This window comes from Bacteroides sp. 3_1_13, from assembly GCF_001185845.1.
Lineage (GTDB): Bacteria > Bacteroidota > Bacteroidia > Bacteroidales > Bacteroidaceae > Bacteroides > Bacteroides xylanisolvens.
The window spans coordinates 2,327,017-2,353,567 of the sequence record NZ_KQ236955.1; the positions used below are offsets into that span (position 1 = coordinate 2,327,017).

General features: G+C 40.7%; 19 protein-coding genes. 8 read left to right on the forward strand and 11 right to left on the reverse strand.

Features of this window, described 5'->3' with window-relative positions:
* Window positions 1-51 precede the first annotated feature (51 nt).
* From HMPREF9009_RS08375 to HMPREF9009_RS08425, 11 genes are all read right to left on the reverse strand, one after another.
* Window positions 52-1,491, reverse strand: a complete 1,440-nt coding sequence (locus HMPREF9009_RS08375) for an NADH-quinone oxidoreductase subunit N (RefSeq protein WP_004312106.1) — start codon at window positions 1,489-1,491, stop codon at window positions 52-54.
* A 37-nt stretch (window positions 1,492-1,528) separates the two neighbouring features.
* Window positions 1,529-3,013, reverse strand: a complete 1,485-nt coding sequence (locus tag HMPREF9009_RS08380) for a complex I subunit 4 family protein (protein ID WP_004312107.1) — start codon at window positions 3,011-3,013, stop codon at window positions 1,529-1,531.
* Window positions 3,014-3,051: 38 nt separating this feature from the next.
* Window positions 3,052-4,983, reverse strand: a complete 1,932-nt coding sequence (gene nuoL / locus HMPREF9009_RS08385) for an NADH-quinone oxidoreductase subunit L (RefSeq protein WP_049701892.1) — start codon at window positions 4,981-4,983, stop codon at window positions 3,052-3,054.
* A 54-nt stretch (window positions 4,984-5,037) separates the two neighbouring features.
* Window positions 5,038-5,346: an NADH-quinone oxidoreductase subunit NuoK gene (gene nuoK / locus HMPREF9009_RS08390; RefSeq protein ID WP_004312109.1), complete on the reverse strand. Its 309-nt coding sequence runs from the start codon at window positions 5,344-5,346 to the stop codon at window positions 5,038-5,040.
* A gap of 37 nt (window positions 5,347-5,383) precedes the next feature.
* Window positions 5,384-5,896 (reverse strand): NADH-quinone oxidoreductase subunit J family protein, encoded by a 513-nt coding sequence (locus HMPREF9009_RS08395; RefSeq protein ID WP_004312110.1) that lies wholly within the window; start codon window positions 5,894-5,896, stop codon window positions 5,384-5,386.
* A 2-nt stretch (window positions 5,897-5,898) separates the two neighbouring features.
* The gene (locus tag HMPREF9009_RS08400) at window positions 5,899-6,387 is read right to left on the reverse strand and encodes a 4Fe-4S binding protein (protein ID WP_004320984.1); all 489 of its coding nucleotides are present in this window, start codon (window positions 6,385-6,387) and stop codon (window positions 5,899-5,901) included.
* Between the two features lie 12 nt (window positions 6,388-6,399).
* The gene (nuoH, locus tag HMPREF9009_RS08405; protein ID WP_004324845.1) at window positions 6,400-7,476 is read right to left on the reverse strand and encodes an NADH-quinone oxidoreductase subunit NuoH; all 1,077 of its coding nucleotides are present in this window, start codon (window positions 7,474-7,476) and stop codon (window positions 6,400-6,402) included.
* A gap of 20 nt (window positions 7,477-7,496) precedes the next feature.
* Entirely contained in the window at window positions 7,497-9,089 is a 1,593-nt protein-coding gene (locus HMPREF9009_RS08410) for an NADH-quinone oxidoreductase subunit D (RefSeq protein ID WP_049701893.1), read from the reverse strand.
* 82 nt (window positions 9,090-9,171) lie between these two features.
* On the reverse strand, window positions 9,172-9,774 hold the full coding sequence (locus tag HMPREF9009_RS08415) for an NADH-quinone oxidoreductase subunit B (protein WP_004312113.1): 603 nt from the start codon (window positions 9,772-9,774) through the stop codon (window positions 9,172-9,174).
* Window positions 9,765-10,115 (reverse strand): NADH-quinone oxidoreductase subunit A, encoded by a 351-nt coding sequence (locus HMPREF9009_RS08420; RefSeq protein WP_004312114.1) that lies wholly within the window; start codon window positions 10,113-10,115, stop codon window positions 9,765-9,767. Before HMPREF9009_RS08420 ends, HMPREF9009_RS08415 begins: the two co-directional genes overlap by 10 nt.
* Window positions 10,116-10,233: 118 nt before the next feature.
* Window positions 10,234-10,611 (reverse strand): hypothetical protein, encoded by a 378-nt coding sequence (locus tag HMPREF9009_RS08425; protein ID WP_004312115.1) that lies wholly within the window; start codon window positions 10,609-10,611, stop codon window positions 10,234-10,236.
* 260 nt (window positions 10,612-10,871) lie between these two features.
* Between HMPREF9009_RS08425 and HMPREF9009_RS08430 the strand changes: the two genes are divergently transcribed.
* The 8 genes from HMPREF9009_RS08430 (at window position 10,872) to HMPREF9009_RS08465 (ending at window position 25,714) form a co-directional block, all read left to right on the forward strand.
* Window positions 10,872-12,476, forward strand: coding sequence for a DUF6377 domain-containing protein (locus HMPREF9009_RS08430; RefSeq protein WP_049702308.1), 1,605 nt, complete (start codon window positions 10,872-10,874; stop codon window positions 12,474-12,476).
* A gap of 192 nt (window positions 12,477-12,668) precedes the next feature.
* Window positions 12,669-13,193: an RNA polymerase sigma-70 factor gene (locus tag HMPREF9009_RS08435; RefSeq protein WP_004312117.1), complete on the forward strand. Its 525-nt coding sequence runs from the start codon at window positions 12,669-12,671 to the stop codon at window positions 13,191-13,193.
* A 77-nt stretch (window positions 13,194-13,270) separates the two neighbouring features.
* Entirely contained in the window at window positions 13,271-13,501 is a 231-nt protein-coding gene (locus HMPREF9009_RS08440; protein WP_004305330.1) for a hypothetical protein, read from the forward strand.
* 12 nt (window positions 13,502-13,513) lie between these two features.
* Window positions 13,514-16,078, forward strand: a complete 2,565-nt coding sequence (locus tag HMPREF9009_RS08445; RefSeq protein ID WP_049701894.1) for a glycoside hydrolase family 38 N-terminal domain-containing protein — start codon at window positions 13,514-13,516, stop codon at window positions 16,076-16,078.
* Window positions 16,079-16,096: 18 nt separating this feature from the next.
* Complete coding sequence (locus HMPREF9009_RS08450; RefSeq protein ID WP_049701895.1) at window positions 16,097-18,436, forward strand: GH92 family glycosyl hydrolase; 2,340 nt, start codon at window positions 16,097-16,099, stop codon at window positions 18,434-18,436.
* Between the two features lie 48 nt (window positions 18,437-18,484).
* The gene (locus tag HMPREF9009_RS08455; RefSeq protein ID WP_049701896.1) at window positions 18,485-21,574 is read left to right on the forward strand and encodes a discoidin domain-containing protein; all 3,090 of its coding nucleotides are present in this window, start codon (window positions 18,485-18,487) and stop codon (window positions 21,572-21,574) included.
* Window positions 21,575-21,619: 45 nt separating this feature from the next.
* Window positions 21,620-23,026, forward strand: a complete 1,407-nt coding sequence (locus HMPREF9009_RS08460) for an SGNH/GDSL hydrolase family protein (RefSeq protein ID WP_049702309.1) — start codon at window positions 21,620-21,622, stop codon at window positions 23,024-23,026.
* 9 nt (window positions 23,027-23,035) lie between these two features.
* Window positions 23,036-25,714, forward strand: a complete 2,679-nt coding sequence (locus HMPREF9009_RS08465) for a family 78 glycoside hydrolase catalytic domain (protein WP_049701897.1) — start codon at window positions 23,036-23,038, stop codon at window positions 25,712-25,714.
* Window positions 25,715-26,551: the final 837 nt, after the last annotated feature.

Below are 26,551 nucleotides of genomic sequence, written 5' to 3' on the forward strand. Positions count from 1 at the left end.
TTGATACTGACATGAAACCAAGACCGTTTCTTTTATATAAAGGAAGTCCGTTTAAATTCCGAACGACAGTTTATCGATGGATTGATATACGATACTTGCAATACCCAGTCCGATGATACCCAATGTGCAAAGTGCCAGTCCCCATTTTGTGCAACGGTCGCTGCGGAAAGTAGGAATCGGGTTGTCGGAAGGAGTGATATACATTGCTTTTACAATCAATAGATAGTAATACAACGAAATCACTGTATTTACCAATGCGATGAATACCAGCAAGTGGAAACCTGCATCGAAAGCAGCCATGAAGATAAAGAACTTAGAGAAGAATCCGGCAAACGGAGGGATGCCTGCCAATGAGAACAGAGACAGAGTCATCAAGAGAGCGATTTTGGGATTCGTTTTATAAAGTCCTGCGTAATCTTCAAGCGTGAATTTCTGACTGCGTAATGCCACGATAGTGATAACGGCAAATACTCCGAGGTTGGCGGCAGCGTACACTAATACATAATATACCAATGCAGTCATGCCTTGTGCTGTACCACCGATAACGCCTAACATAATATATCCCGCTTGCGAAATACTGGAGAACGCCATCAAACGTTTCAGGTTTTGCTGACGGACAGCAAATATATTGGCAATAGTGATAGAAGCGATGGTTACCCAATAAAGTACTTCCTGCCAGTCATTGATCATTGGAGCGAATACTTTGATAAGGACAGCCAATAAAACAAATGCTGCCGATCCTTTTGATATAACACTCAAATAAGCGGTAACTGTACTCGGAGCGCCTTCGTAAACGTCTGCTGTCCATAAGTGGAATGGAACCAGTGATAACTTGAATGCCATTCCTGTGAAGAAGAATATAAATGCCATGATCTGTAACGGATTTCCGTCGATATGGGCAGGGAGGTCATCGAAATAAAGAGTCCCGGCAGAACCATAGATCATGGACAGACCAAACAACAGCAATGCACTGGAGAAAAGAGCTGTCAGAATGTATTTGGCACCTGCTTCGGCAGAGTTGTGACGGTATTTATCGAAGGCAATCAATGCTGCCATCGGAATAGAAGCTGTTTCAAGACCGATGAAGAACATCAGGAAATGTCCGGCGGAAATCATGAGATACATACCAAACAAGGTAGAGAGTGTAAGCACATAGAATTCTCCTTGTTTGAATGAAGTGTCTTCTCTTTTCATCCACTCGTGCGCCATCAGGAAAACAATCAGTGTACCGACATTCAGGATCGATTTAACAACTGTGTGCATCGGTACATAGTGATACATACCACCGAATGCATCGGTAGCAGTTCCCGGAATCAAGTTGATAGCCGTATGGATAGCCATCAGAATAACGGGCAACATGGTGTTCAGGCGTGCTTTCCCACTATTTTTGTGTGCATCCGGACTCATGAAGAGGTCAGCTAGAAATAGCAGCAGTAAGACAGCTATGAGCGACAGCTCTTCTCGCATATTTAGAAATTGTGAATAATCCATCTTGTTTATTTATGAATTAAGAATTATGATTTATGAGTTAGGGGATTAGTTGTGAGACAACCGGTAATACGCTTTCACCAATCATGTGGCTAACCCAGAAAGGAGCCATACCTAGTCCGGCAACACAAACGATGAGGCAGATAACGGCTACACGTTCGTCCCAAGTTGCGTCGGTCAGTTCGAGGTGATGTTTGTTGGTGCAGGTTCCGTATAGGATCTTACCTACCAGGCGCAGGATGTAGACTGCGGTAATCACAATCGAAGAACAGGCAATGATGGTCAGTGTGCGGTGAAATACGTCGTTGTTCTGGAAAGAGCCGACGAAGATGGTCATTTCAGCAATGAAACCGCTTAATCCCGGCAGACCGAGGTTGGCAAGACCGGCAATCACATAACATACGCTAAGGAACGGCATAATTTTCATTAAACCGGCAAGTTCGCGAACGTCACGTGTGTGTGTACGTCCATATATCATACCGATCAGAGCAAAGAACAAGGCTGTCATCAATCCGTGCGAAAGCATTTGAAGGATTGCTCCTGTTGCTGCTGTTTGGTTTAGCATCAGAATGGCGAAAAGAACCAGTCCGCAGTGAGATACGGATGAATAAGCATTGATGTATTTCAAGTCGGTCTGTACACAAGCGGAGAAGGCTCCGTAGACTACAGAGATACCTGTCAGTATCAGGAATATCCAGGAAAGTTCGTTGGCTGCTTCCGGCATCAGATACATGGCGATACGGAAACATCCGTAACCTCCCAGTTTCATCAATACTCCGGCATGAAGCATGGATACGGCAGTCGGGGCGGAAGCGTGACCGTCAGGACTCCATGTGTGGAACGGGAAAAGGGCGCCCAATACACCGAAGCCGAGGAAAGTCAGCGGGAACCAGATGCATTGCTGCGCAAAAGGTATGTTGTGCAACTGTGCAATTTCGAGAAGATTCATGGTGGTTGCTCCCGAACCAAAATAGATTCCGAGAATACCAATCAATAGGAAAGCGGAACCGCCCATCAACATAAGAGTCAGTTTCATGGCTGCATATTCTTTACGTCCTGATCCCCATACACCAATCAGCAAGTACATCGGTATCAACGCAATTTCGTAGAACATGAACATGGTGAACAAATCGACGGATATAAAGAATCCGAATACTCCCATAGACAACAGGGTGAACCAGAGGAAATATTCTTTCGTCAGCGGTTGCAGGCGCCAGGAAGCGAATGTACCGGTGAATACGATGACAGCAGACAATAACAACATGGCTACCGAAATTCCGTCAACACCTACTGAATAAGATATGTGAAGCGGGGCATACCAAAGCGTATCTGCACGGAAAAGCATTTCTGCCGTGTTTCCGGCGCTACGCTCTCCCAAATACAGGAATGTAAGTACGACGGAGGCAATCAGAAGTGCCGATGCGCCAGTTACCATAACCCCCCGGATGGCTTTGATTCCTCGTGCTGCCCAAAGTCCGGCCAGCATCAATAAGGGGATAAGTACGAATATGGATAAGAAATTCATCTTTATGATTTACTATTTAAAGATTTACTATTTACTATTTAGAGAATCAGCAGTAGGATAAGTGCCAGTGCACCGCAAAGGAACACATATGCATATTGTTGTACCTGACCGCTCTGCAAACCACGAATCTCGTCGCTTGTTGTATTGGTGGCCCATGCCAGGAAGTCAAAGAATCCATCCACTACATGACGGTCGAACCATGCGATAGGAGTAGAGATGCAGCGGAAGATAATCTTATGCGTAATAAACTGGTAGATATCATCAATATAGAAGCGATTATAGGCTGCCTTGTGCAGACCTTTGAATCGTTTTGCCAACGAATCAGCAACAGGCTGTTTGGCATTCTTGTACATCCATGTAGCGATTGCAATCGAAATAATCGCAATAACAACGCTCGTAATAGCTACTGACGGATCGAGATGGATAGAATAAGATTCACCATTCGAACTGATGAAGTGTCCGAAAGGAATAAATCCTGCTCCACAAGTTACAACTGCCAGGAACATCAGCGGGAAAGTCATAGCCAACGGACTCTCATGTGGGCGGCAAGGTGCCGCTTCCAAGTTTCCGTGCGGCGTGTTATGTTCCGAATGGGAACCTGCCCGGGGCGGCTCGCTCCCCCAAAAAATACCGTAGTAAAGGCGGAACATATAGAAAGCTGTCATTGCAGCGATGACTGTCATCACCCATCCCATTACAGGGCTGTATTGGAAACAAGCAGCCAGAATTTCATCCTTCGAGAAGAAGCCCGAGAACGGAGGAATACCGGCAATAGCCAGACAAGCAATCAGGAATGTCCAGTGAGTGATCGGCATATATTTGCGTAAACCTCCCATAGCGGACATTTCATTAGAATGTACGGCATGGATAATGCTACCTGCACCGAGGAAGAGTAATGCCTTAAACATGGCATGTGTGAAAAGGTGGAACATGGAAGCCATGTAGCCCAAACCTCCTTCGTGCGGATTCATGGAAGTACAAACACCCAGAGCTACCATCATGAAGCCAATCTGTGAAATGGTAGAGAAAGCCAGTACACGTTTGATGTCTGATTGTACGCAAGCCACACTTGCCGCGTAGAATGCTGTAAATGCACCTACCCAAGCAACCATGTGCAGCGTATTCGGTGCGTATGTAATGAAAAGTGGGAACATACGTGCCACCAGATATACACCGGCAACTACCATGGTAGCCGCATGAATCAATGCGCTGACCGGAGTAGGACCTTCCATTGCATCCGGCAACCAGATATGCAACGGGAACATGGCACTTTTACCGGCACCACCGACAAACATCAGTCCGAGAGCCAACGGAAGCATAGAAGCTCCACCGCTTATCAAGGATACTGTATCCGGAGTGAAGCCGAATGTACCACCGTAATATCCGTAAATCAGGATACCGATCAGGAAGCCCAAGTCAGCAAAGCGAGTAACAATAAACGCTTTCTTGGAAGCAGCGATGGCAGCCGGTTTTGTATAATAAAAACCAATTAGCAGATAAGAACTTACCCCCACCAGCTCCCAAAAAAGGTACATCTGGAAGATGTTGGTTGCAACGACCAATCCCAGCATAGACATGGTAAACAGGGATAGGAAAGCGTAATAGCGTTGAAAACCGACTTCTCCTTTCATGTAACCGAAAGAGTAGATATGTACCATCAGTGACACTGTAGAGATGACGATCAACATCATTACCGATATAGGATCGAGCAAGATGCCCAAATCGAAGTGTAAAGTCTCTGTAAAAGGAAGCCACGTGAAGTTGTAAGGCATCAGTGTGGCGAATGTTCCGTCTTCCAGTCGTGGAGCGGAGAAATATTGGATAGCTGTAACGTAGGATAGTACTGCTACTGCTCCCAGTATCAGCGTACCGATTGTACCCGCTGTCCGGTGGGACATCCACTTACCTCCGATTCCCAATATGAGAAAGGAGAAGAAAGGAAGAAGGAGCATTAGAATTGTTAGTTCCATACAGTTTTATTTAATTACTTGAGTTATTATTATTAATTCTTGGTGAGAAACAAATCACCACTTCAACTCGTCCAGATTGCGCACCTGAATGCTTCGAAGATTACGATAAATGTTAATCATGATGGCGATAGCTATTGCAGTTTCCGCAGCCGAGATGGCGATGGAAAAGAGTGCAAAGAAATAACCCTCCATTCCCCCCGGAAAAAGGAATCGATTGAACACGGCGAAGTTGATGTCCGTAGCATTCAGCATTAACTCTACAGAAATCAGGATAGCCAGTGTATTTCGGCGGGTAAAGAATCCATAGATTCCTGCAAACATCATGATGGTAGAAACTACCAGGTAATATTCCATGTGTATCATATTCGAACTCTATTTTGATAGTTAATACTTAAAATTCCTATCTCTTACGTGCAATCATGATGCCACCGATGATACACGCCAGCAATAATATGCTGACAGCTTCGAAAGGCAATACATAACCGTATTTGTCACTACTTAATAAAGCGTTCCCGATAGCATGGATGCTAATTTCTTGCGGGGCCAAATTAGCTGTCTGCATGAAATCGTGCTTCAGTGTGATAAACAGGATAATGGCTAAACCGGCAATCATAGTGAAGAGTCCGGCTAAGACTTTACTTCGTTTTGCTTTCTCGGCCCGGTCGCCTTCTCCGCTGGTCAGCAGGATGGAGAATACATAAAGAACGACGATACCACCGGCATAAACCATAATCTGAACGGAACCCAGAAAGGTGTAACCCAGCAAAAAATAGATGCCGGCCGTGCCGAAGAGCACGAAGAGCAGGTAGGTGGCCGAGCGTACGATACGTTGGGTAGTCACCGTCATGATGGACATAGCAATAATAAATGCTGCCAAAAAGTAGAATACTACTGTTTCAAGTGTTGATCCCATATCTAAACTTCTTTTTTCTTTTCTATTACTTTACTACCGTCGTGGTTCAACTTCAGGACAAGTTTCGTCCGGTCGAAGACTGCATGTTCGAAGTTCTGATCGAACGTGATGGCATCGTGCGGACAAGCATTGACACAGAGCTGGCAGAACATACAGGCACCCAAATCATATTCATAGGTTGCCAGAATTTTCTTCTTCTTTCCATCTTCTGTTTCGACGGTTTCGCTGGTCACTTTGATTGTATCGTTCGGACAAGCCATTTGGCACAGTCCGCAAGCTACACAGCGATGTTCATTATTCTCATTGTGGGGCATATTCAGCGTACCACGGAAACGGTCGAACATTTTCAGCTCTTTCCGGTTTTCGGGATATTGCTCGGTCACTTTCTTACGGAAGTATACCTTGATGCTGGTTTTCATACCCGTTGCCAGTGTACTGATGCCATGCATCAGACCACCTAAGTACGTATATTTTTTATCTTTATATTCCATAATTTTTATTTATCAAAAGTGGAAGCCGAAAGCTACGCAGCATGCCATTAATAATAGATTTACCATAGAAATTGGAACCAGGTATTTCCATTCCAGATTCAAGATCTGGTCGATACGCAAGCGTGGGAAAGTCCATTTGATCCACATCAAAAGGAATACCACAAAGAATGCTTTGGCGAAGAACCAGATAAAGCCCGGAATATAATCCATTACAGCATTAAATCCATCCAAACCAACAATGTGCAGCGGCATCCATCCTCCCAAGAAGATGGTGGCGGCAACACTGGCTACGATAAACAGATTCAAGTATTCTGCCAGATAGAAGAAACCGAAACCCATACCGGAGTATTCTGTATGATATCCGGCTGTCAGCTCACTTTCCGCTTCGGGAAGGTCGAACGGGCCACGGTTACATTCTGCATTTCCGGCAATCAGATAGATGATGAAAGCAATGACCGCAGGAATATGTCCCTTGAAGATGAACCAACCATCAGCTTGTCCTTCTACGATTTCAGAAAATTGCATGGTTCCCGTCAGCACTACCATTGTCATGATACTCATACCAACAGAAAGTTCATAACTGATAATCTGTGCACCGCTTCGCATGGCACCGATCAAAGAGAATTTGTTGTTACTACCCCAACCGGCCAGCAAGATACCGACAACTCCAATGCTGGAAGCTGCCAACAGGAAGAACACGCCCACATTAAAGTCCAGAATCGCCGCACCTTTATTAAAAGGAATACAAGCGAAAGTCAGGAATGAAGCGATAATCACCATGAATGGAGCAAGATTGTAAAGGAAATGGTCGGCACCCTTCGGCATGAAGATTTCTTTGGTCAGCATTTTGAGCACGTCGCAGACCACTTGGATAGAACCCCATTTACCAACACGGTTCGGTCCAAGACGACACTGGAAAAAACCGCAGACCTTACGCTCCATGTAGATCAATATGATAGCCAGGATGGCATACAGTGCTACGAGGCACACGCCGACAGCTACACATTCTATAAAGATGGCTAATCCCTCCGGCATAATGGAGAGCAGTAGCTCATGTATCCAGTTTGTTACTATACTAAAGTCGAACATATATTTTTAATAATTAAGTATTATCTGTCAATATCCGGAACGACATAATCTATTGTTCCGCCAATAGCAATTAAGTCGGCAATCTTTGTGCCCCGGCAAATGGTGTCAATTGCAGCAACAAGCGGCAATCCTGTAGCACGGTAGTGTAGGCGGTAAGGCGTTTTGTCACCCTGACTTTCCAGGAAGACACCAAATTCACCACGACTTCCTTCTACTGCTGCATAGTAACTGCCTTCCGGAACACGGATGATAGGTTTCATCTTCTCCTGATAAGGTCCCTCGGGAATATTGTCTATTAATTGCTCAATGATGTTCAGACTTTCCATGATCTCATCCATACGCACCAGGTAACGGGCAAAGCAGTCACCTTCCGTATAAACGATTTCTTTGAAATCGACTTTGTCATATACACCGTATGGCATTCGTTTACGTACGTCACACGCCCATCCTGATGCACGGCCTGTACCTCCGGTACAACCGAAAGAGATGGCATCTTCACGGCTTAACACACCGACGCCTTTCATACGGCTCTGTGCGATGATGTTACCCGTGAATATATCGTGATATTCGTGGATAATTCCTCTCATATATGGAATGAACTCTTTTACTCGTTTGACGAAGTTAGGATGAAGATCAGCCTGTACACCGCCAATCGTATTGTAGTTCATAATCAGACGTCCGCTGCAAGTTTCTTCAAAGATATCGAGAATTTTCTCGCGGTCACGGAATCCATAAAAGAATGCTGTCAACGCTCCTAAGTCCATAGCAAGACAAGAGTAGAACAGTAAGTGAGAATCGATACGTTGCAACTCGTCCATTATGGTACGGATGTACTGTACGCGTTCACTGACCTCAATGCCCATGGCTTTTTCAATGCACATACACAATGCATGGCGGTTCTGATGCGCGCCCAAATAGTCCAGACGGTCTGTCAAAGCCAATGTTTGAGGGTAAGTGAGGCTTTCATTCATTTTCTCGATGCCTCGGTGGATATACCCGCAGTTCGCATCAATCTTACGAATAATTTCACCTTCCAGAGAAACACGGAAGCGCATTACACCATGGGTAGCAGGGTGCTGCGGACCGATGTTGACTACATATTCTTCTTCGCCGAACAGTTTCGTCTCTTTGTTCTTGATGGTTCCGTCCGGGTTCAGTTCTATTTCTTGAGTCGTATCAAACGTCTCTTCATTAGTCATGCACAGTGGGTTATCCTTTTCCGGTTCGTTATCTTTACGCATCGGATAACCGATCCAATCGTTGCGCAGGTAGAGCCGGCGCATATCAGGATGACCGACAAAGGTGATGCCATAAAAATCAAAAACTTCACGTTCGTAGAAGTCGGCTATCTTCCAGATGTCGCTGACAGACGGAATTTCCGGTAGCTCGCGGTTGGTTGTCGCTGTTTTTAGTGCTATCCGTTCGCCTGTAATGGTAGATTCCAGATGGTAGACTACGCCTAAACCGCGGAGTTTTTCCGGAGCGTCTTTCTCATCGGCTACTCCCCAGTCCATACCGGTGAGGCTTTCGAGAAAGTCCATCTGTTTTTCATTTCGCAAGCGCAGCATCTCGTCGTGTAACGCTGCAGGAGCTATAAATTGTATTTCTTGCATAAATCAAATTAAATTAAGAATGAAAAATTAAGAATGAAAAATCTGCCGGGATGTTGCATGCGAATTCTTCATTCATCATTCATCATTCTTCATTTCTTAAATAATCCGGTTTCTTCTCTTTTCTGTTTACTCCACCAAAGAACTTTTCTATTTTTACTTTGCGTTGCAATTGCATCATGCCATAATAGAATGCTTCAGGACGTGGCGGGCATCCGGGAATATATACATCTACCGGAAGAATCTTGTCCACCCCGTTTACTACGTGATAGGACTTCTTGAAAGGACCTCCGCTGACAGCGCATCCGCCTACAGCAACCACATACTTCGGATCGGGCATCTGGTCGTAAAGTCGTTTCAGTACCGGAGCCATTTTATTGGTGATTGTTCCGCATACCATAATCATATCAGCCTGACGCGGGCTGGCACGTGCTACTTCAAACCCAAAGCGGGCCATGTCATAACGCGCGGCACCCAGTGCCATAAATTCGATACCACAACAACTGGTTGCAAAGGTAAGCGGCCACAGTGAATTGCTGCGCCCCCAGTTGATAAAGTCGTCAAGTACTCCGAGGGCAACATTGGCTCCTCCTGCATTAAGTTCTTTGACCAACTTTTCCAATGATTCATTGTCGATAAACTCATCATACGGAATAGATTTTATTTTTGGCTTTTTGGTTATTTCCATTCCAAAGCTCCTTTCCTCCAGGCATAAGCAAGACCCAGAACTAAAATGATAAAGAAGAAGAGAACACTAATAAGTCCCTGTGGTCCCATGTCACGCATAACTACCGCCCACGGAAACAGAAAAGCTGTTTCGACATCGAACATAAGGAATAGGATGGCAAACAAGTAGTAGCCTACACGGAACTGCATCCATGATTTACCACGTGTCGGTATACCACATTCATAAGCCTCAAACTTTTGCAGGTTGTATGAACGGGGAGAGATAGCACGCGAGAGGGCTATTACTACACCGACAAAAGCAAGCGCTGTCAGTAAAACAACAACTAAAAATGTAAAATTCATAATTCAATAGCTGTTTAGATTGAATATTATATAGAAATAAGCAATTAGTCTATTCGCCCTATGGAGAATAAAACCAACTGTAATAAATGACGAGCAAAAGAGTCTACTGTACTGTAGGCTAAATGACAATCTTTCTCAACCCATATATATAATAGGAGATAGGATCGTAATAGTATGTAGGAGAATGGGATGAGACAGGGTAAGGTGGACTTTGATGTTTGTAATGGTCACAGAAATAAGCGATTAACAAAAACATGCTTTTATCTGTCGGAACATGTGCGACGTCTGTATGACTCATGTCACAGGTTTGAGTCGTATAAAGATTATAAAGACGTTCCAAAGCATCCTGAATCGGACGATCTTGTGATACATAGCATTTCTCCTGCCGATAAGTCGGGGAGGAAACTTTGCACATATCTTCCATTGCTCCGTTAGTTGCGCAATGGATGAGCAAAGCCAACACTAAAAGTAGTCCGAATTTTAAGCTTTGTTTCATCTTTCTCCTTTAACGGCTGCAAATATAGAACTAATATTTATACTTTTTGCAAAGTCCGTATGGCAAAAAAGCTTTTTTTAACTCCATATCTTTTAGATTCATTTTTTAGTCAGCATGGTTTCACAAATATCATTTAGAATGGGGTAATTTCTCCATCTTCATTTGTTAAAAGATGCAATAAAAAGAATGATTTATGCTCTTTTTTGCGAATTACACAAAGAAAATACATTTTTTTGCAGATTAAGAAAGAATACATGATTATGAAACGCACACTTTGGTTTATATTTTTCCTTCTAAACTCCTTGTTTTACCTCTATGCAGATAGTGAGAATGATTCTTTGTTGAAGGTGTTGGACAAAGTGATTTCTGAACGTTTGATATATACCCAGAAAAAAGAAGCTACCATAAAAGAATTAAAGAAAAAGAAGGCTGGTCTTAATTCGTTGGAAGATATTTATAATTTAAACAAAGAGCTTATCTATCAATATGAGACTTTTGTCTGTGACTCAGCAGAACAATATATTCATGAAAATATAAAAATAGCAAACATAGTCGGTAATAAAGAATTCCTTTTGGAAGGGCAGCTCCGGTTGGCTTTTGTCTATTCCTTATCCGGTTTGTTTATTCAAGCAAATGATATATTTAAATCAATTCAATGTGCGGATTTATCAAATCATCTTAAAGCATTGTATTGTTGGAATCGTATACGTTATTATGAGAACCTTATAAAGTATACAGATGATGTTCGGTTTTCTGCCGGATATATACAGGAAAAGAACTCGTATAGAGATACTGTAATGAGTATCTTATATGACCGGTCAAATATGTATTTAAAGGAAAAGGCTGTGAAACTTCAGGATAAAGGTAATGTAAAAGAAGCTCTTAAAATATTAACTCAAATATATAATGAGCAAAATTTGGGAACTCATGGGTATGCAATGATGGCTATGGGGCTTTCAAGGGCTTATCGGTTGATTGGAGACTATGATTTGGAAGAGAAGTTTCTGATATTAGCTGCTATGACAGATACAAAATTAGCAGTAAAAGAAAATGAGGCTTTGTTAACACTAGCAGTTAATTTATATCATAAAGGAGATATAGACAGAGCATATAATTATATAAAAATAGCGTTGGACGATGCTATATTTTATAATTCTCGTTTTAAGAATACGGTAATTGCTCGCATCCATCCAATTATTGAAAATACGTATTTAATCCGGTTGGAAAAACAAAAACAGAATCTTCGTTTTTATATATTTCTAACTAGCTTGTTTGTGATATTTCTTGCTATTGCCTTGTATTTTACATATAAACAAACAAAAATAGTATCCCGGGCTAAGCGGCATCTTAAGGCTATGAATGAAGAACTGGTCGAATTGAATAAGAATCTCGACGAAGCTAATCTGATTAAGGAAAAATATGTGGGGTATTTTATGAATCAATGTGCTGTTTATATTAATAAACTCGATGAGTACAGGAAGAATGTGAACAGGAAAATCAAGACCGGACAGATTGATGATTTATATAAGTCATCCTCCCGACCTTTTGAAAAGGAACTTGAAGAACTATACCATAACTTTGATAAAGCGTTCCTTAAATTGTATCCTAACTTTGTGGAAAAGTTCAATTCTTTGTTGAAACCGGAGGAGCGTTATAAACTGGAAAAGGACCAACTGAATACAGAATTACGCATATTTGCATTGATACGATTAGGAATTACCGATGTTGGACAGATTGCTGTATTTTTGCATTATTCTGTGCAGACAATCTATAATTATAAGAGTAAAGTGAAGAGAATGTCCACTCTTGATAGTAATATCTTTGAGGAGGAGGTAAAAAAGCTTGGTTCTTTGTCTCAAAAATGATTCTATCCGGTTTACCAAAACTAAAAAATGGTATTGTTGTAAATTGTTGATTATTAAATGTATATACAATAATTGATTTATAAAACGTTTACTTTCCCGCCTACTTCCACTAAGAAGTAGGCTTTTTTCATCTCTATATTTGCATCACAAGATTTTTGATAACTGAATACTAATCTAAAGAAACACACAACTATGAGTTTTTCAGAATTGTATCTTATTTATTATCCCAAACTAGTTCGGTTTGCAAAAGAATTTGTGATGTCGGAAGAGGATGCTGAGAACATAACGCAAGATGTGTTTACAGACTTATGGGAAAAGAGAGAGTCTATGAATCATATTGAGAATATGAATGCTTATCTTTTCAGACTTGTGAGAAACAAATGTTTGGATTATTTAAAGCATAAAGTATTCGAGCAAAAGTATGTCGAGAATGTGAAGGCTTCTTTTGAGATTGAGTTGAATCTGAAATTGCAATCTTTAGATCGTTTTGATGTATATGATATATCAGAAAGAAATCAGATGGAGAACCTGATACGGGATGCTATCAATAGTTTGCCTAAAAGATGCCGTGACATATTTTTGTTAAGTCGTATGGAAGGATTGAAGTATAGGGAAATATCCGAACGTTTAGGCATTTCGGTAAATACAGTGGAATGTCAGATGGGAATAGCACTAAAAAAGTTGAGAGCAAAACTCAATGTGACATTGGCTGCATAACTTTTTAATGAATTTATCGGTATTTTTTAGGGGTATTTATTGAGATAATCGTTCTTTGATAAAAAAGGACTGTGTATATGGAGAATTGTCTGAATAAATATTTTGCGGATGAATTTACTTCTGATGAAAAAACAGAGTTTCTCATAGAAGTGGAAAACAACGAAAGGCTGAAGGAAGAATTTATAGAAAATCAGAATTTGCTGGCACTCGTTGATTGGATATCTCCGGAATATGAAAATAATAAAGAAGTTGTCCAACATAAATTATATGAATTTATGCGTAGAATGGAGCAACACAAAGATAAATAGCTTTAGGATACTATGAGTAAAATTTATATCATATTACTGACTGTTTTCTTTTATGCAAATGTTTATTCTCAACAAGCTTATTTTGTTGATGGGTATCATGGCGGGATATATGGACATTATCCGGTAAAGTGGAAAACTCAATTTATTGTGGATCAGCTGGCTATGCATCCGGACTGGCGGATTTGTATGGAGATAGAGCCTGAAACATGGGATACAGTCAGAGTACAGACTCCGGAGGCTTATTTGCGTTTTAAAGAGATGGCTACTAGTAATCAGGTAGAGTTTACGAATCCTACTTATGCACAGCCTTATTGCTATAATATCTCGGGAGAGAGTATAATAAGACAGTTTCAATATGGTATTGCTAAAATAAACAAACATTTTCCGGAGGTAGATTTTGTAACCTATTCGGTAGAAGAACCTTGCTTCACAAGTTGCTTGCCACAAATCCTTAAACAATTCGGCTTTAAATATGCTGTATTAAAATGTCCCAACACCTGTTGGGGAGGGTATACTGCTGCTTATGGCGGAGAATTGGTTAATTGGGTGGGACCGGACGGGACTGCAATATTGACTGTTCCCAGATATGCTTGTGAAAAACTGGAGCCGGGATCAACTTGGCAGACAACTGCTTGGGGAAATTCGGATGCTTATTTAAAAGATTGCCGTAACGCAGGTATCAAGCATCCTGTTGGTATGTGTTTTCAGGATGCGGGATGGAAAAACGGCCCATGGCTGGGAAGTGGAAAGAACACAAAAAATAACTCTATATATATGACATGGAGAGATTATATTGAAAATGTCTCCATCGGAAAAACGGATGATAATTGGTCTTTTTCACAGGAAGATATACATGTGAATCTTATGTGGGGAAGTCAGGTTTTGCAAAAAATAGCGCAAGAAGTACGCGTTTCAGAAAATAAAATTGTCATGGCAGAGAAAATGTCTGTAATGGCTTATCTGGAAAATAAATATATTTGTCGACAGGCAGATATGGATGAGGCTTGGCGTACACTGATGTTGGCACAACATCATGATTCGTGGATTGTGCCTTATAATGGACTGAATAGAAAAGGAACATGGGCTGATCAGATTAAGCGATGGACAGACAGTACCAATCATCTTGCAGATGGAATTATTGAGGCATCTATGCAGAGCTTTAATGAAAAGTTTATTCCGCAAAATAATGCTCAACAGCAATATATACGTGTTTTTAATACATTAGGAATGAGAAGAAAGGAAGTCGTAAGTGTTCTTCTGCCTACGGAATCTGAAAATGCGGATTTAAGTGTTTATGACTGGAAAGGTAAAGATATAGGTTGTTTGGTAGAAAATGAAGGTAAAGAGATAAGATTATTTTTTGAGGCAGAGATTCCTCCCTTTGGTTATTCCACGTATTGTATAAAAAAGAAAGAAGCCGGTAAGAAAGAGGCTTCGGAGAGTAGATTCGTTTTGGAAGGTAATAAGGTGAATAAACAGGAATACGTGGTTGAAAATGATATGTATAAAATTGTTTTTGACTTATCAAAGGGAGGAACCATAAAAAGCCTGATAGCTAAAAAAGAAGGGAATAAGGATTTTGCAGGTAAAACGGAGAAATATGCCTTAGGGGAGCTACGAGGCTTTTTTTATGAAGAAGGCAAATTTCGTTCTTCTATAGAGACTCCGGCCAAGCTGACAGTAGTAAGGGATAATGTATATGAGCAAAAAATTAAGATAGAGGGTGAGATTGCTTCCCATCCGTTTACACAGGTAATCACTCTCACTAAAGGTGCGAGACGAATCGATTTTGATTTGACGGTTGACTGGAAAAAGAATGTAGGTATTGGTGAATATAAAGAGGAACGTTGGCGTGATAATCGTCGGGCTTATTGTGACGATCGGTTTAAACTAAGTGTATTATTCCCGACTGATTTACATTCTCCCCATGTTTACAAAAATGCACCGTTTGATGTATGTGAAAGCAAACTGACTGATACTTTCTTTGGTTCTTGGGATCAAATCAAACATAATATTATACTTCATTGGGTTGACTTGGCTGAACAGGAAGGCGACTATGCTTTGGCTTTATTATCAGACCATACTACTTCTTATTCTTATGGAGAGGACTATCCGCTAGGACTGACTGCTCAATATTCGGGTGGAGGACTTTGGGGACCTGATTATAAAATAACACACCCTTTGAGGATGAAGTATGCAATTATACCTCATCGTGGCAAATGGGACAAAGCATCAATCGCAGATGATAGCGATTGTTGGAATGAACCATTGCTGCATTCTTGCTATCCAGTGGCAAAACCGGAATCGAAATCATTTATTGATTTACAGAATACTGGTTATCAAGTGAGTGCTCTTCAAATGAAAGATGGAAAGGTACTATTGCGCCTGTTCAATTCTGAAGGGGACGGAAAATTACAAAAGGTTACCATTGACATGCCATTATCCGGAGTGGAGGAAGTTGATTTGAATGGACAATGTATCGAAAGAAAGAAGATAAAAACACGTGCAGGTAAATCGGAAATGATGATTTCAATGCCTCGGTTTGGTATTAAGACTTTCGTTCTTAGTTTGACTTAAAATAATTAGATTATTGTTATGTATAAAGCGACTGCTAATCTTTTAATTGTTTGCTTTTTGTGTTGGATGACGGGTTGCTCATCAACCAATACCGTATCGGAAGATTGGGTTCCGACCGATTATGTAAACCCGTTTATTGGTGCCAGTACTAGTGTAGGGGCTGCCGGTGTTTATCACGGATTAGGTAAAACTTTTCCCGGAGCTACGACTCCGTATGGTATGGTACAGGTTAGTCCTAATACAATAACGGGAGGTGATAACGGTTCCGGATACAGTGATGAACATAAGACAATCGAAGGATTTGCCTTTACCCAGATGAGTGGTGTGGGATGGTTTGGTGATTTGGGCAATTTTCTTGTGATGCCTACAACTGGTGAATTATATAAAGTGGCAGGTAAAGAGAATAATGATAGTATAAAAGGATATCGTTCGGCTTATAACAAAGCCACTGAAACGGCTAAGGCCGGATATTATTCGGTAGAATTGACTGATTATCATATCAAAGTAGAAAGTAGCGCGACACCACACTGTGGAATTTTACATTTTACTTATCCTTCTAGTGACCAATCGCGTATTCAGATTGATTTAGCTCGTAGAGTAGGGGGAACATCTACTTCACAGTATATTAAAGTTGTAGATGATTACACTATTCAAGGATGGATGAAGTGTACACCTGATGGTGGTGGATGGGGTAATGGTGAAGGAAAAGCCGATTATACCGTTTATTATTATGCACAATTTAGTAAACCTTTGACTAATTATGGCTTTTGGAGTGCAGATATTCCCGAACATTGGGTTCGGAAACGTGATGAAGTAGTGAGTATTCCTTATTTGACTCGTGTATCACAAGCTCCGGTTATAAAAGACAAGAAAGAACTGACGGGTAAACATCTGGGCTTTTTTACTGAATTTCCAACGAAGGAGGGAGAGACTGTAGAGATGAAAGTTGGTATCTCTTTTGTTGATATGGAGGGTGCTGCAAATAACTTTGAACAAGAAATAGCCTCTAAAAATTTTGGACAAGTAAAGCAGGAAGCTACTGAATTGTGGAACAAAGAACTTAATCGTGTCCGGATATCCGGTGGTACGGATGATGAAAAAACGATATTCTATACTGCCATGTATCATACGATGATTGATCCTCGTATCTATACAGATGTAGACGGACGTTATGTAGGTGGTGATTATAAAATACATACGGCTGACAGCACTTTTACAAAACGTACTATATTCAGTGGATGGGATGTATTTCGTAGTCAGTTTCCTTTGCAGACTATAATTAATCCGCGTTTAGTAAGTGATGAACTGAACTCATTGATTACTATGGCAGATCAGAGTGGGCGCGAATACTATGAACGTTGGGAATTGCTGAATTCCTATTCCGGCTGTATGTTGGGAAATCCTGCTTTGTCTGTTTTGGCGGATGCTTATATCAAAGGGATTCGTACGTATGATGCAGAGAAAGCGTATCGTTATGCCATTAACACATCCCGTCGTTTTGGTAATGATTCATTGGGGTATGCTCCGGAACCATTGAGTATTTCAACCACTTTGGAGTATGCTTATACTGATTGGTGTATATCTCAATTAGCGAAAGCTATGGGGAAAGAAGACGATGCCAAATGTTTCTATGAAAAGGGACAGGCATATCATTCTATTTTTGATAAAGAAAAGGGATGGTTCCGTCCCCGTAAAGCAGATGGTACATGGGTAGAATGGCCGGAGAATGCACGTCTTAAAGAATGGTATGGGTGTATAGAAGCAAACTCTTATCAGCAAGGTTGGTTTATACCTCACGATGTTCCGGGAATGGTGAATTTGATGGGTGGTAAGGAGAAAGTTATTGCGGATTTAACAGATTTCTTTAATAAAACTCCTTCTAATATGCTGTGGAATGAATATTATAACCATGCGAATGAACCTGTGCACTTCGTTTCTTTTTTGTTCAATCAGCTTGAAGTTCCCTGGTATACTCAAAAATGGACACGCTATACATGTGAAAAGGCTTATGCAAACAAAGTTGAAGGGATTGTTGGCAATGAAGATGTAGGTCAGATGTCGGCGTGGTATGTGTTGGCTGCTTCCGGTATTCATCCTTCCTGTCCGGGAAATACACGTATGGAGATTACAAGTCCGGTTTTTGATAAAGTAGAGTTCAATCTTGATCCCAGCTATTATACTGGTAAGAAATTCACGGTGATAGCTCATAATAACAGCATAAATAACGTCTATATACAAAAGGCCTTGTTGAACGGTCAGGAATACAATAAATGTTATCTTGATTTTGCGGATATTGCAGCCGGAGGTACATTGGAGCTGTTTATGGGTGATAAACCTAATGTTGAGTGGGGACTTTGATTGAATAACATACTTTAAAACAAATTGTTACTTTAAAATCTTGATAGTATGATGAATAAACTTGGGCTTATCATTGTATCGGTTATATTGGCTCTAATCCAGACAGGGTGTGCAGAGCAGAGTACATGGATGTCTTTGAACAGCTCTAATCCTCGGATTATCTGGGAAGTGAAACCCCAGGCAGATTTAGAGAACATAACCGGAGAGCAGATTTCTACTCCGGAATTTAAAATGTCCGATTACGTTAAAGGTGTGGTTCCCGGAACTGTTTTTACTGCTTATGTTGAAGCAGGAATCGTTCCTGATCCTAATTATGCCGATAATATTTATAAAGTAGACGAAACGTTTTATAACCGTCCTTTCTGGTATCGTACGGAATTCGAACTCCCGTCTTCTTATTCGGAGGGGAAGCGGGTATGGCTTCATTTCGACAATACGAACCGCTTTGCCGATTTCTATTTTAATGGCGAGAAGATATCAGGAACAAAAACATCTACTAAAGATGTAAGCGGTCACATGTTACGTTCGAAGTTTGATGTAACTAATCTGATAAAGAAATCCGGTAAGAATGTGATAGCTGTTCTGATTACCGATGCCGATCAGAAAAAGACGCGTAAGGCTAAAGACCCGTATGGAGTTGCGTGTAGCCCCAGTTATCTGGCTGGTGCCGGTTGGGACTGGATGCCATACGTTCCGGGACGTCTGGCTGGTATCACAGGCAATGCCTATCTTGTGGTAACGGGAGATGTAGTGATGGAAGATCCTTGGGTACGTTCAGAGTTACCGACCTTGCAGAAAGCAGAGCTTTCTGTCTCAACAGATATTAGAAATGCTTCTTCTTCCCCCAAAGATGTCGTTGTATCCGGAGTGATTCAGCCGGGGAATATTTCTTTCTCTAAAGACATTCGGGTAGAAGGAGGAACAACAGCCAGACTATCTATTAACAAAGATGACATAGCGCAATTGGTCGTTGACCATCCGAAACTTTGGTGGCCGAATGGTTATGGTGATCCCAATCTTTATACTTGTAAGCTGACTTGTTCTGTAGATGGAAAAGTGTCGGATGTAAAAGAAATGACATTCGGTATCAAGAAGTATGAGTATAAAATGGTCGATAATGTAGTGGGATATCCTGTTCTTACATTCTTTATCAACGGACAGAAGATCTATCTGAAAGGTGGAAACTGGGGAATGAGCGAATATCTGCTTCGATGTCAGGGTAAAGAGTATGAAACGAAAATCAGACTTCATAAGGAAATGAATTACAATATGATCCGTCTATGGACAGGGTGTGTTACTGATGATGAGTTTTATGATTATTGTGATAAATATGGGATTATGGTATGGAATGATTTCTGGTTATATGTAGCATACAATGACGTGGCTCAACCGGAAGCATTTAAAGCGAATGCCCTTGATAAAGTCAGACGTCTTAGAAACCATCCTTCCATAGCTATTTGGTGTGGAGCAAATGAAACGCATCCGACACCTGATTTGGATAATTACCTGCGTGAAATGATTGCGAAGGAGGACAATAATGACCGTATGTATAAGTCTTGCTCCAATCAGGATGGACTGTCCGGAAGCGGTTGGTGGGGAAATCAACCTCCAAGACACCATTTTGAAACTTCAGGCAGTAATCTGGCATTTAATACACCGGCTTATCCATACGGTATTGATCACGGTTACGGTATGCGTACAGAAATAGGAACGGCCACTTTCCCCACATTTGAAAGCATCAAAGAGTTTATCCCGGAAAAAGACTGGTGGCCTCTGCCTACTGATGAGCAGTTGAAGAATGATGATGACAATGTATGGAACAAACATTTCTTCGGTAAGGAAGCGTCTAATGCCAACCCGGTTAATTATAAGAATTCAGTGAACACACAGTACGGAGAATCATCCGGATTGGAAGAATTCTGCGAGAAAGCGCAAATGCTGAATATCGAAGTGATGAAAGGTATGTATGAGGCTTGGAACGATAAGATGTGGAATGATGCAGCCGGACTTCTGATCTGGATGAGCCATCCGGCTTATCCCTCGTTTGTATGGCAGACTTATGACTATTATTACGATCCTACAGGTGCTTATTGGGGAGCAAAAAAGGCTTGTGAACCTTTACATATCCAATGGAATGCTTCCAATAACAATATAAAAGTAATAAATACTACAGCAGAGGACTTGAAGGCTGCAATAGCTAAAGCTACAATTTACAACCTGAATGGAAAAGAAGTATCAGCATACGGACAGACAAAACAGGTCGATGTGGCAGCCAGCAACATTGCAGAAGCATTTTCTTTGAACTTTAATCCTTTCAATCTGGCTTATGGAAAGAAGGCTGTAGCTTCTTCTTCAACAGGTGCCTCTAAAAGTGCTTCAATGGTTACTGACGGAGGAGCGGGAAGTCGTTGGGAAAGTGCATACAGTGATCCTCAATGGATATACATTGATCTTGGTAAAGAAGAAAAGATAGAAAAGGCTATTTTGAAATGGGAGGCAGCTTGTGCTAAGAAATACGAACTGCAAGTATCGAATGATGCGCAAGAATGGAAAACCGTTTATGCCAACAAAGATGGAAGAGGTGGTACTGAACAGATTGAATTGGAACCTGTTACAGCACGTTATGTGAAATTGGCAGGCATCAGCCGTGCCACACAGTTTGGATATTCATTGTTCGAATTCGAAATCTACGGTGAGAAACCAAAAGAGATAGAAGAACTGACTCCGCTTCATTTTATCAAGTTGGAACTGACAGATGTCAAAGGTAATCTAATCTCTGAAAACTTCTATTGGCGGAATGGTGTGAATGATCTTGATTATACATTGCTGAATACACTCCCAGAGGCCGATTTGTCTTGCCGATTGGTGGATAAATCGATGTCTGACGGAAAGATGAAGATTGTTGTAAAGAACAATTCCGGGACTGTGGCTTTTGCTAATCGGGTGAGGCTTGTTAATAAGGCTACGCAAAAAAGAATACTTCCAATAATTATGTCCGATAATTATGCGACGTTGATGCCTGGTGAAGAAAAGGTTATCACTATGGAGGCAACTCCCGAACTGTTGAAAGGAGGCGTAAGCGTATTAGTGAAACAGTATGGGAAAACAGAGAAGAATAAGTTGGATATAGCAGGTTAATCGCTGTATGGTTATCTTTATGGTTTGATGAAAAGAATGAAAAAAATGGCTGACAGACTAAAAGTGAGGATACTCTTGTTGTTATCTTTAGTTTATGTAAACTGTGATTACTTACAAGCACAAGCAACAATCCCCCGGTTCGAAAAAGGGGAACGTGTGGTATTTGTAGGAAACAGCATTACTCACGGCGGACATTATCATTCGTTTATCTGGCTGTATTACATGACTCGTTTTCCGGATAAACCGATTACCATCATGAATGCCGGAATTGGCGGAGAGAGTGCATGGGATATGAAAGACCGTTTGGATTATGATGTTTTCGATAGAAATCCGACTTATGTGACTCTTACTTTCGGTATGAACGATACCGGTTATGATATTTACATGAAAGACAATGCGAAAGAATTGTCTGAACAACGGGTGGCAAAATCATTGGAAAGCTATCGGGAGATAGAAGAACGCTTACTGGCCAAAAATAAAATAAAGAAAGTATTGATTGGCGGCTCTCCTTATGATGAGACTTCCAAATTTAATAATTTTATTTTGCGTAATAAGAACAATGCCATTCTGGAAATAATAGACGCCCAACGTACATCGGCTAAAAAGAACGACTGGGGTTTTGTTGATTTTAACCAACCGATGCGTGAGATAAGCAGAAAAGAGCAGGAGGCAGATTCTACATTTACATTCTGCAGGATAGATAGAATTCATCCGGATAATGACGGACAGATGGTTATGGCCTATTTATTTCTGAAAGCACAGGGATTGGCCGGGAATGACGTGTCGTCAGTATCTATTGACGCATATCATTCATCTGTAACAACTCATAAGAATTGTAAGATTTCAAAACTGAAAAAGAACGGAGCAGATCTGACTTTCGATTACTTGGCGTATGCTCTTCCTTATCCGCTGGATTCTATTTCGAGAAGTGGTTGGGGAAATAAGAGGTCGCAACGCGATGCAATGCAGTTGGTCCCATTTATGGAAGAGTTTAATCGGGAATACTTTCAGGTAACTAATTTAGAGAAAGGAATATATCGGTTAACTATAGATAATCAGTTTATTGACCATCTCTCATCCGAGAAGTTGGCGAAGGGGGTAAATTTGGCAGATTATCCGAATACTCCCCAATATCAACAAGCAGCGAAAATCATGTATCTGAATGAAGAACGGTTTGAAGTGGAAAAACGTTTCAGAGAATACTTATGGACCGAATATTCATTTTTGAAAAAGGAAGGGTTATTGTTTACTGATGATCAGAAGGCTATTGATAAACTAAAAGAATACTTACCTAAAGACGGATTCCTTAGGATGAGCTACGACTGGTATATAAAAGCGATGAATCCCGAAATACGGGAGGTTTGGAGCAATTATATGAAGACTATTGTTGAAACGATTTATAAAATCAATAAACCTGTCACTCATAAAGTGAGGCTGACGAGGATTGAATAATAATAGAAGATGAATAGTATGAGACGATCGTTATGTTTAGGTTTGATTTATTATTTCTGTTGTCTGTCGATGATAGTATACGGAAATAAGAAAACTTCACCTTTCTATTTGGCGGAATTGAAATGTGAGAATCTTATTGATCCTTTGGGGATTGATAATGTAACTCCTCACTTCAGTTGGAAATTAAAGGGGGACGGCTGGAAAGGCGGGCAAACTTATTATGAAATACAAGTAGCTTCGGATAGTATTCTGTTAGTGCAGGATAAAGCTGATTTATGGAATACCGGAAAATTGAAATCCAATGCTTCGGTTATGGTACCTTATCAGGGAAAGGCTTTAACTTCTCGTTCTTTGTGTTATTGGCGGGTACGCGTTTGGGATGCTAAAAAACAAATTTCTTCATGGAGTCCTGTTGCCCGTTTGGGAGTTGGCATCTTGGATCAGTCACAGATGAAAGGAGAATATATAGGGGCTTCTGTTGAAGGTGGTAAGATTTGTGCTCCTATTCTTCGCAAGAAAGTAAAATTGACTCAGGGCGAGACTTCTTTCCTACATGTAAATACGCTAGGCTATCACGAAATTTATGTTAATGGGAAAAAGGTTGGGGAGGATGTTCTGACCCCTGCTGTATCACATTTATCTAAACGTTCACTAATTGTTACTTATGATATTACTCCTTATTTGAGAGAAGGAGAAAATGATCTGCTTATTTGGCTGGGACAAGGTTGGTATAAAACGACGACTTTCGGAGCAGCTTATGAAGGTCCGCTGGTAAAAGCAGAATTGGATGTGTTGAGAAATGGTAAATGGGAAGTCGTTGCGGAGACAGACGGATCATGGTACGGACGTGAAAGTGGCTATTCGGATACAGGTACTTGGCGTGCTTTGCAGTTTGGGGGTGAGAGGGTGGATGGAAGGGTTCTTCCGCGAGATCTTTCAACACAGGCTTTAGACAAAATGAAATGGACTCCTGTTGTGAAAGTGAATGTTCCTGATCATATCGCTTCCCCTCAAATGTGTGAGATAAACAAGATACATCAGATTTTGCAGGCTGTTTCTGTAAAGAAGCTGGGTGAAAGTCTCTGGCTGGTAGATATGGGAAAGGTTCAGACCGGATGGTTTGAGATGCAAATGCCTATATTGCCGGCAGGTCATGAAGTTATTATGGAATATAGCGATAATTTGACGAAAGACAGTGAATTTGACAAGCAAGGTGAAAGTGATATTTATATATCTGGTGGTAAGCAAGGAGAATACTTCAGAAATAAATTCAATCATCACGCTTTTCGATATGTGAGAATCTCAAATCTTCCTCAGAAACCGGAAACGGATACAATGAAATCTCTGCAAATTTATGGAGATTATAAACAGACTGCAACTTTTGAATGTTCGGATGCCGACTTGAATGCTATTCACCAAATGATTCAGTATACGATGAAATGTCTGACTTTTAGTGGATATATGGTAGACTGTCCGCATTTGGAACGTGCAGGATATGGTGGTGATGGAAACTCCTCAACGATGTCTTTGCAAACGATGTATGATGTGGCTCCAACATTTGAAAACTGGGTGCAAACATGGGGAGACTCCATGCGTGAAGGAGGAAGTTTGCCGCATGTTGGTCCTAATCCGGGTACCGGTGGCGGCGGTCCGTATTGGTGCGGATTCTTTGTACAGGCTCCTTGGAGAACGTATGTCAACTATAATGATCCCCGCTTGATTGAGAAATATTATTCTCAAATGAAAGAGTGGTTTAAGTATGTTGATAAATATAAAGTAGATGGTTTGCTGAAACGTTGGCCCGATACCAAATACCGTGACTGGTATTTGGGTGATTGGCTGGCACCTATGGGAGTAGATGCAGGTAATCAGGCTTCAGTGGATTTGGTAAGTAACTGTTTTATCAGCGAATGCTTGAGCACTATGTATAAGACAGCCATAACATTAGGAAAAAGAGAAGAGGCGGAAGAGTTTGCTATGCGTAGAGAAAAACTTAACAAGTTGATTCATCAGACGTTCTACCGTGAGGATGAAGGGATCTATTCTACCGGCTCACAATTGGATATGTGCTATCCTATGTTGGTAGGTGTTGTACCTGATTCTTTGTACAATAAAGTGAAAGAGAACGTCGTTGCCATGACCGAAGAAAAATATAAAGGACATATTGCTGTTGGTCTAGTTGGAGTACCTATTTTGACAGAATGGGCTGTTCGGAATAAACAAGTGGATTTCTTCTATCAAATGATGAAGAAACGTGATTATCCCGGTTATCTGTATATGATTGACCATGGTGCGACAGCGACTTGGGAATATTGGAGCGGAGAACGAAGTCGTGTGCACAATTGTTACAATGGAATTGGTACTTGGTTTTATCAGGCTGTAGGAGGAATACGTCTTGACGAGGCTAAACCTGGATATCGTCACTTCTATGTCGATCCTCAAATACCAAACGGTGTGACCTGGACAAAAGTAACGAAAGAATCACCTTATGGCACAATTGCTGTTAATTGGGAATTGCAAGGTAAGCAATTGAATCTTCAATTGATAGTTCCTGCCGGAACAACGGCTACAGTTTGCATCCCCAATAATGCTGTCTCATATAAAATGAATGAAAAGAAAATGAGTGTTAAAAAGCAGACTGTTGATGTAGAAGCAGGGCATTATGAATTTCTATTTAATTTGAAGTAGATACATCACTCCCATTTAGAAAGCATATCGTTATAAGGATTAGGCTTAGATTTGTTGGATGGTTGTTTTTATTTGATTATTCTATACCTGTGGTTTATTATAATCAAATAAAAGCAACCATTTCTTTGTATATAGTAAAAAGAAAGTATATTTGTGGTTGGATATTGATGGTGGCACTCTTTTCTGAAAGATATGGATATATAAAAGTAATTGTTATCACTGGATAAAATTCAATCAGATGACGAAATTTAGTTTCTATCTTTCTATTAATCAGCTTTATATTATTGTAATGGACAGATTTATACTTTAACTATAAATTTGTCCAAAGATAATCTTCTAATCCGGGAAATAAATAAGAAGAAATCCCAGCCTCTGAAGACGATTTTGTATTTTCATTTCTCATGTTCTCATAATGTACCTAATAACAGTCTGTAAATCATAGAGATAACACTATGAGAAATAAAATTGAAAACTGTATTTCTCATAGTATTATCAGCTTTTTATGCTGAAAATGGTGCATTTCTCATGGCTTTTCATAACTTTAAAAGCATTTCTCATAGATTTTCCAAGCAATTCCATATGCTTTTTTACTGTTTTGCAGAGTATTCAAGACAAGGTGAAACATTCAGCTATTATGGATTCAAGGCATACCGGAGATGTAATCACGTAATACTTAAAATGATAGGTTATAAAATGGACATCAGAGTATTGAGAGCGGACATTAGCATATTTAGCTATAAGCAGTCATATCGTTCCACTCGAGTGGAAAGGTCTGTGCACTGGAGTAGAAAGAACCGTTCACTAGAGTGGAATGATCTGTTCACTCAAGTGCCACTA

Coding starts and splice junctions, on each gene's coding strand:
- nuoK (WP_004312109.1), bottom strand. CDS start 5,346: ATGATACACATGGAATATTACCTGGTAGTTTCTACCATCATGATGTTT.
- HMPREF9009_RS08460 (WP_049702309.1), top strand. CDS start 21,620: ATGGCTGACAGACTAAAAGTGAGGATACTCTTGTTGTTATCTTTAGTT.
- HMPREF9009_RS08380 (WP_004312107.1), bottom strand. CDS start 3,013: ATGAATTTCTTATCCATATTCGTACTTATCCCCTTATTGATGCTGGCC.
- HMPREF9009_RS08455 (WP_049701896.1), top strand. CDS start 18,485: ATGATGAATAAACTTGGGCTTATCATTGTATCGGTTATATTGGCTCTA.
- HMPREF9009_RS08410 (WP_049701893.1), bottom strand. CDS start 9,089: ATGCAAGAAATACAATTTATAGCTCCTGCAGCGTTACACGACGAGATG.
- nuoH (WP_004324845.1), bottom strand. CDS start 7,476: ATGTTCGACTTTAGTATAGTAACAAACTGGATACATGAGCTACTGCTC.
- HMPREF9009_RS08450 (WP_049701895.1), top strand. CDS start 16,097: ATGTATAAAGCGACTGCTAATCTTTTAATTGTTTGCTTTTTGTGTTGG.
- HMPREF9009_RS08430 (WP_049702308.1), top strand. CDS start 10,872: ATGAAACGCACACTTTGGTTTATATTTTTCCTTCTAAACTCCTTGTTT.
- HMPREF9009_RS08420 (WP_004312114.1), bottom strand. CDS start 10,115: ATGAATTTTACATTTTTAGTTGTTGTTTTACTGACAGCGCTTGCTTTT.
- HMPREF9009_RS08395 (WP_004312110.1), bottom strand. CDS start 5,896: ATGGGATCAACACTTGAAACAGTAGTATTCTACTTTTTGGCAGCATTT.
- HMPREF9009_RS08445 (WP_049701894.1), top strand. CDS start 13,514: ATGAGTAAAATTTATATCATATTACTGACTGTTTTCTTTTATGCAAAT.
- HMPREF9009_RS08400 (WP_004320984.1), bottom strand. CDS start 6,387: ATGGAATATAAAGATAAAAAATATACGTACTTAGGTGGTCTGATGCAT.
- HMPREF9009_RS08465 (WP_049701897.1), top strand. CDS start 23,036: ATGAATAGTATGAGACGATCGTTATGTTTAGGTTTGATTTATTATTTC.
- HMPREF9009_RS08375 (WP_004312106.1), bottom strand. CDS start 1,491: ATGGATTATTCACAATTTCTAAATATGCGAGAAGAGCTGTCGCTCATA.
- HMPREF9009_RS08435 (WP_004312117.1), top strand. CDS start 12,669: ATGAGTTTTTCAGAATTGTATCTTATTTATTATCCCAAACTAGTTCGG.
- nuoL (WP_049701892.1), bottom strand. CDS start 4,983: ATGGAACTAACAATTCTAATGCTCCTTCTTCCTTTCTTCTCCTTTCTC.
- HMPREF9009_RS08440 (WP_004305330.1), top strand. CDS start 13,271: ATGGAGAATTGTCTGAATAAATATTTTGCGGATGAATTTACTTCTGAT.
- HMPREF9009_RS08415 (WP_004312113.1), bottom strand. CDS start 9,774: ATGGAAATAACCAAAAAGCCAAAAATAAAATCTATTCCGTATGATGAG.
- HMPREF9009_RS08425 (WP_004312115.1), bottom strand. CDS start 10,611: ATGAAACAAAGCTTAAAATTCGGACTACTTTTAGTGTTGGCTTTGCTC.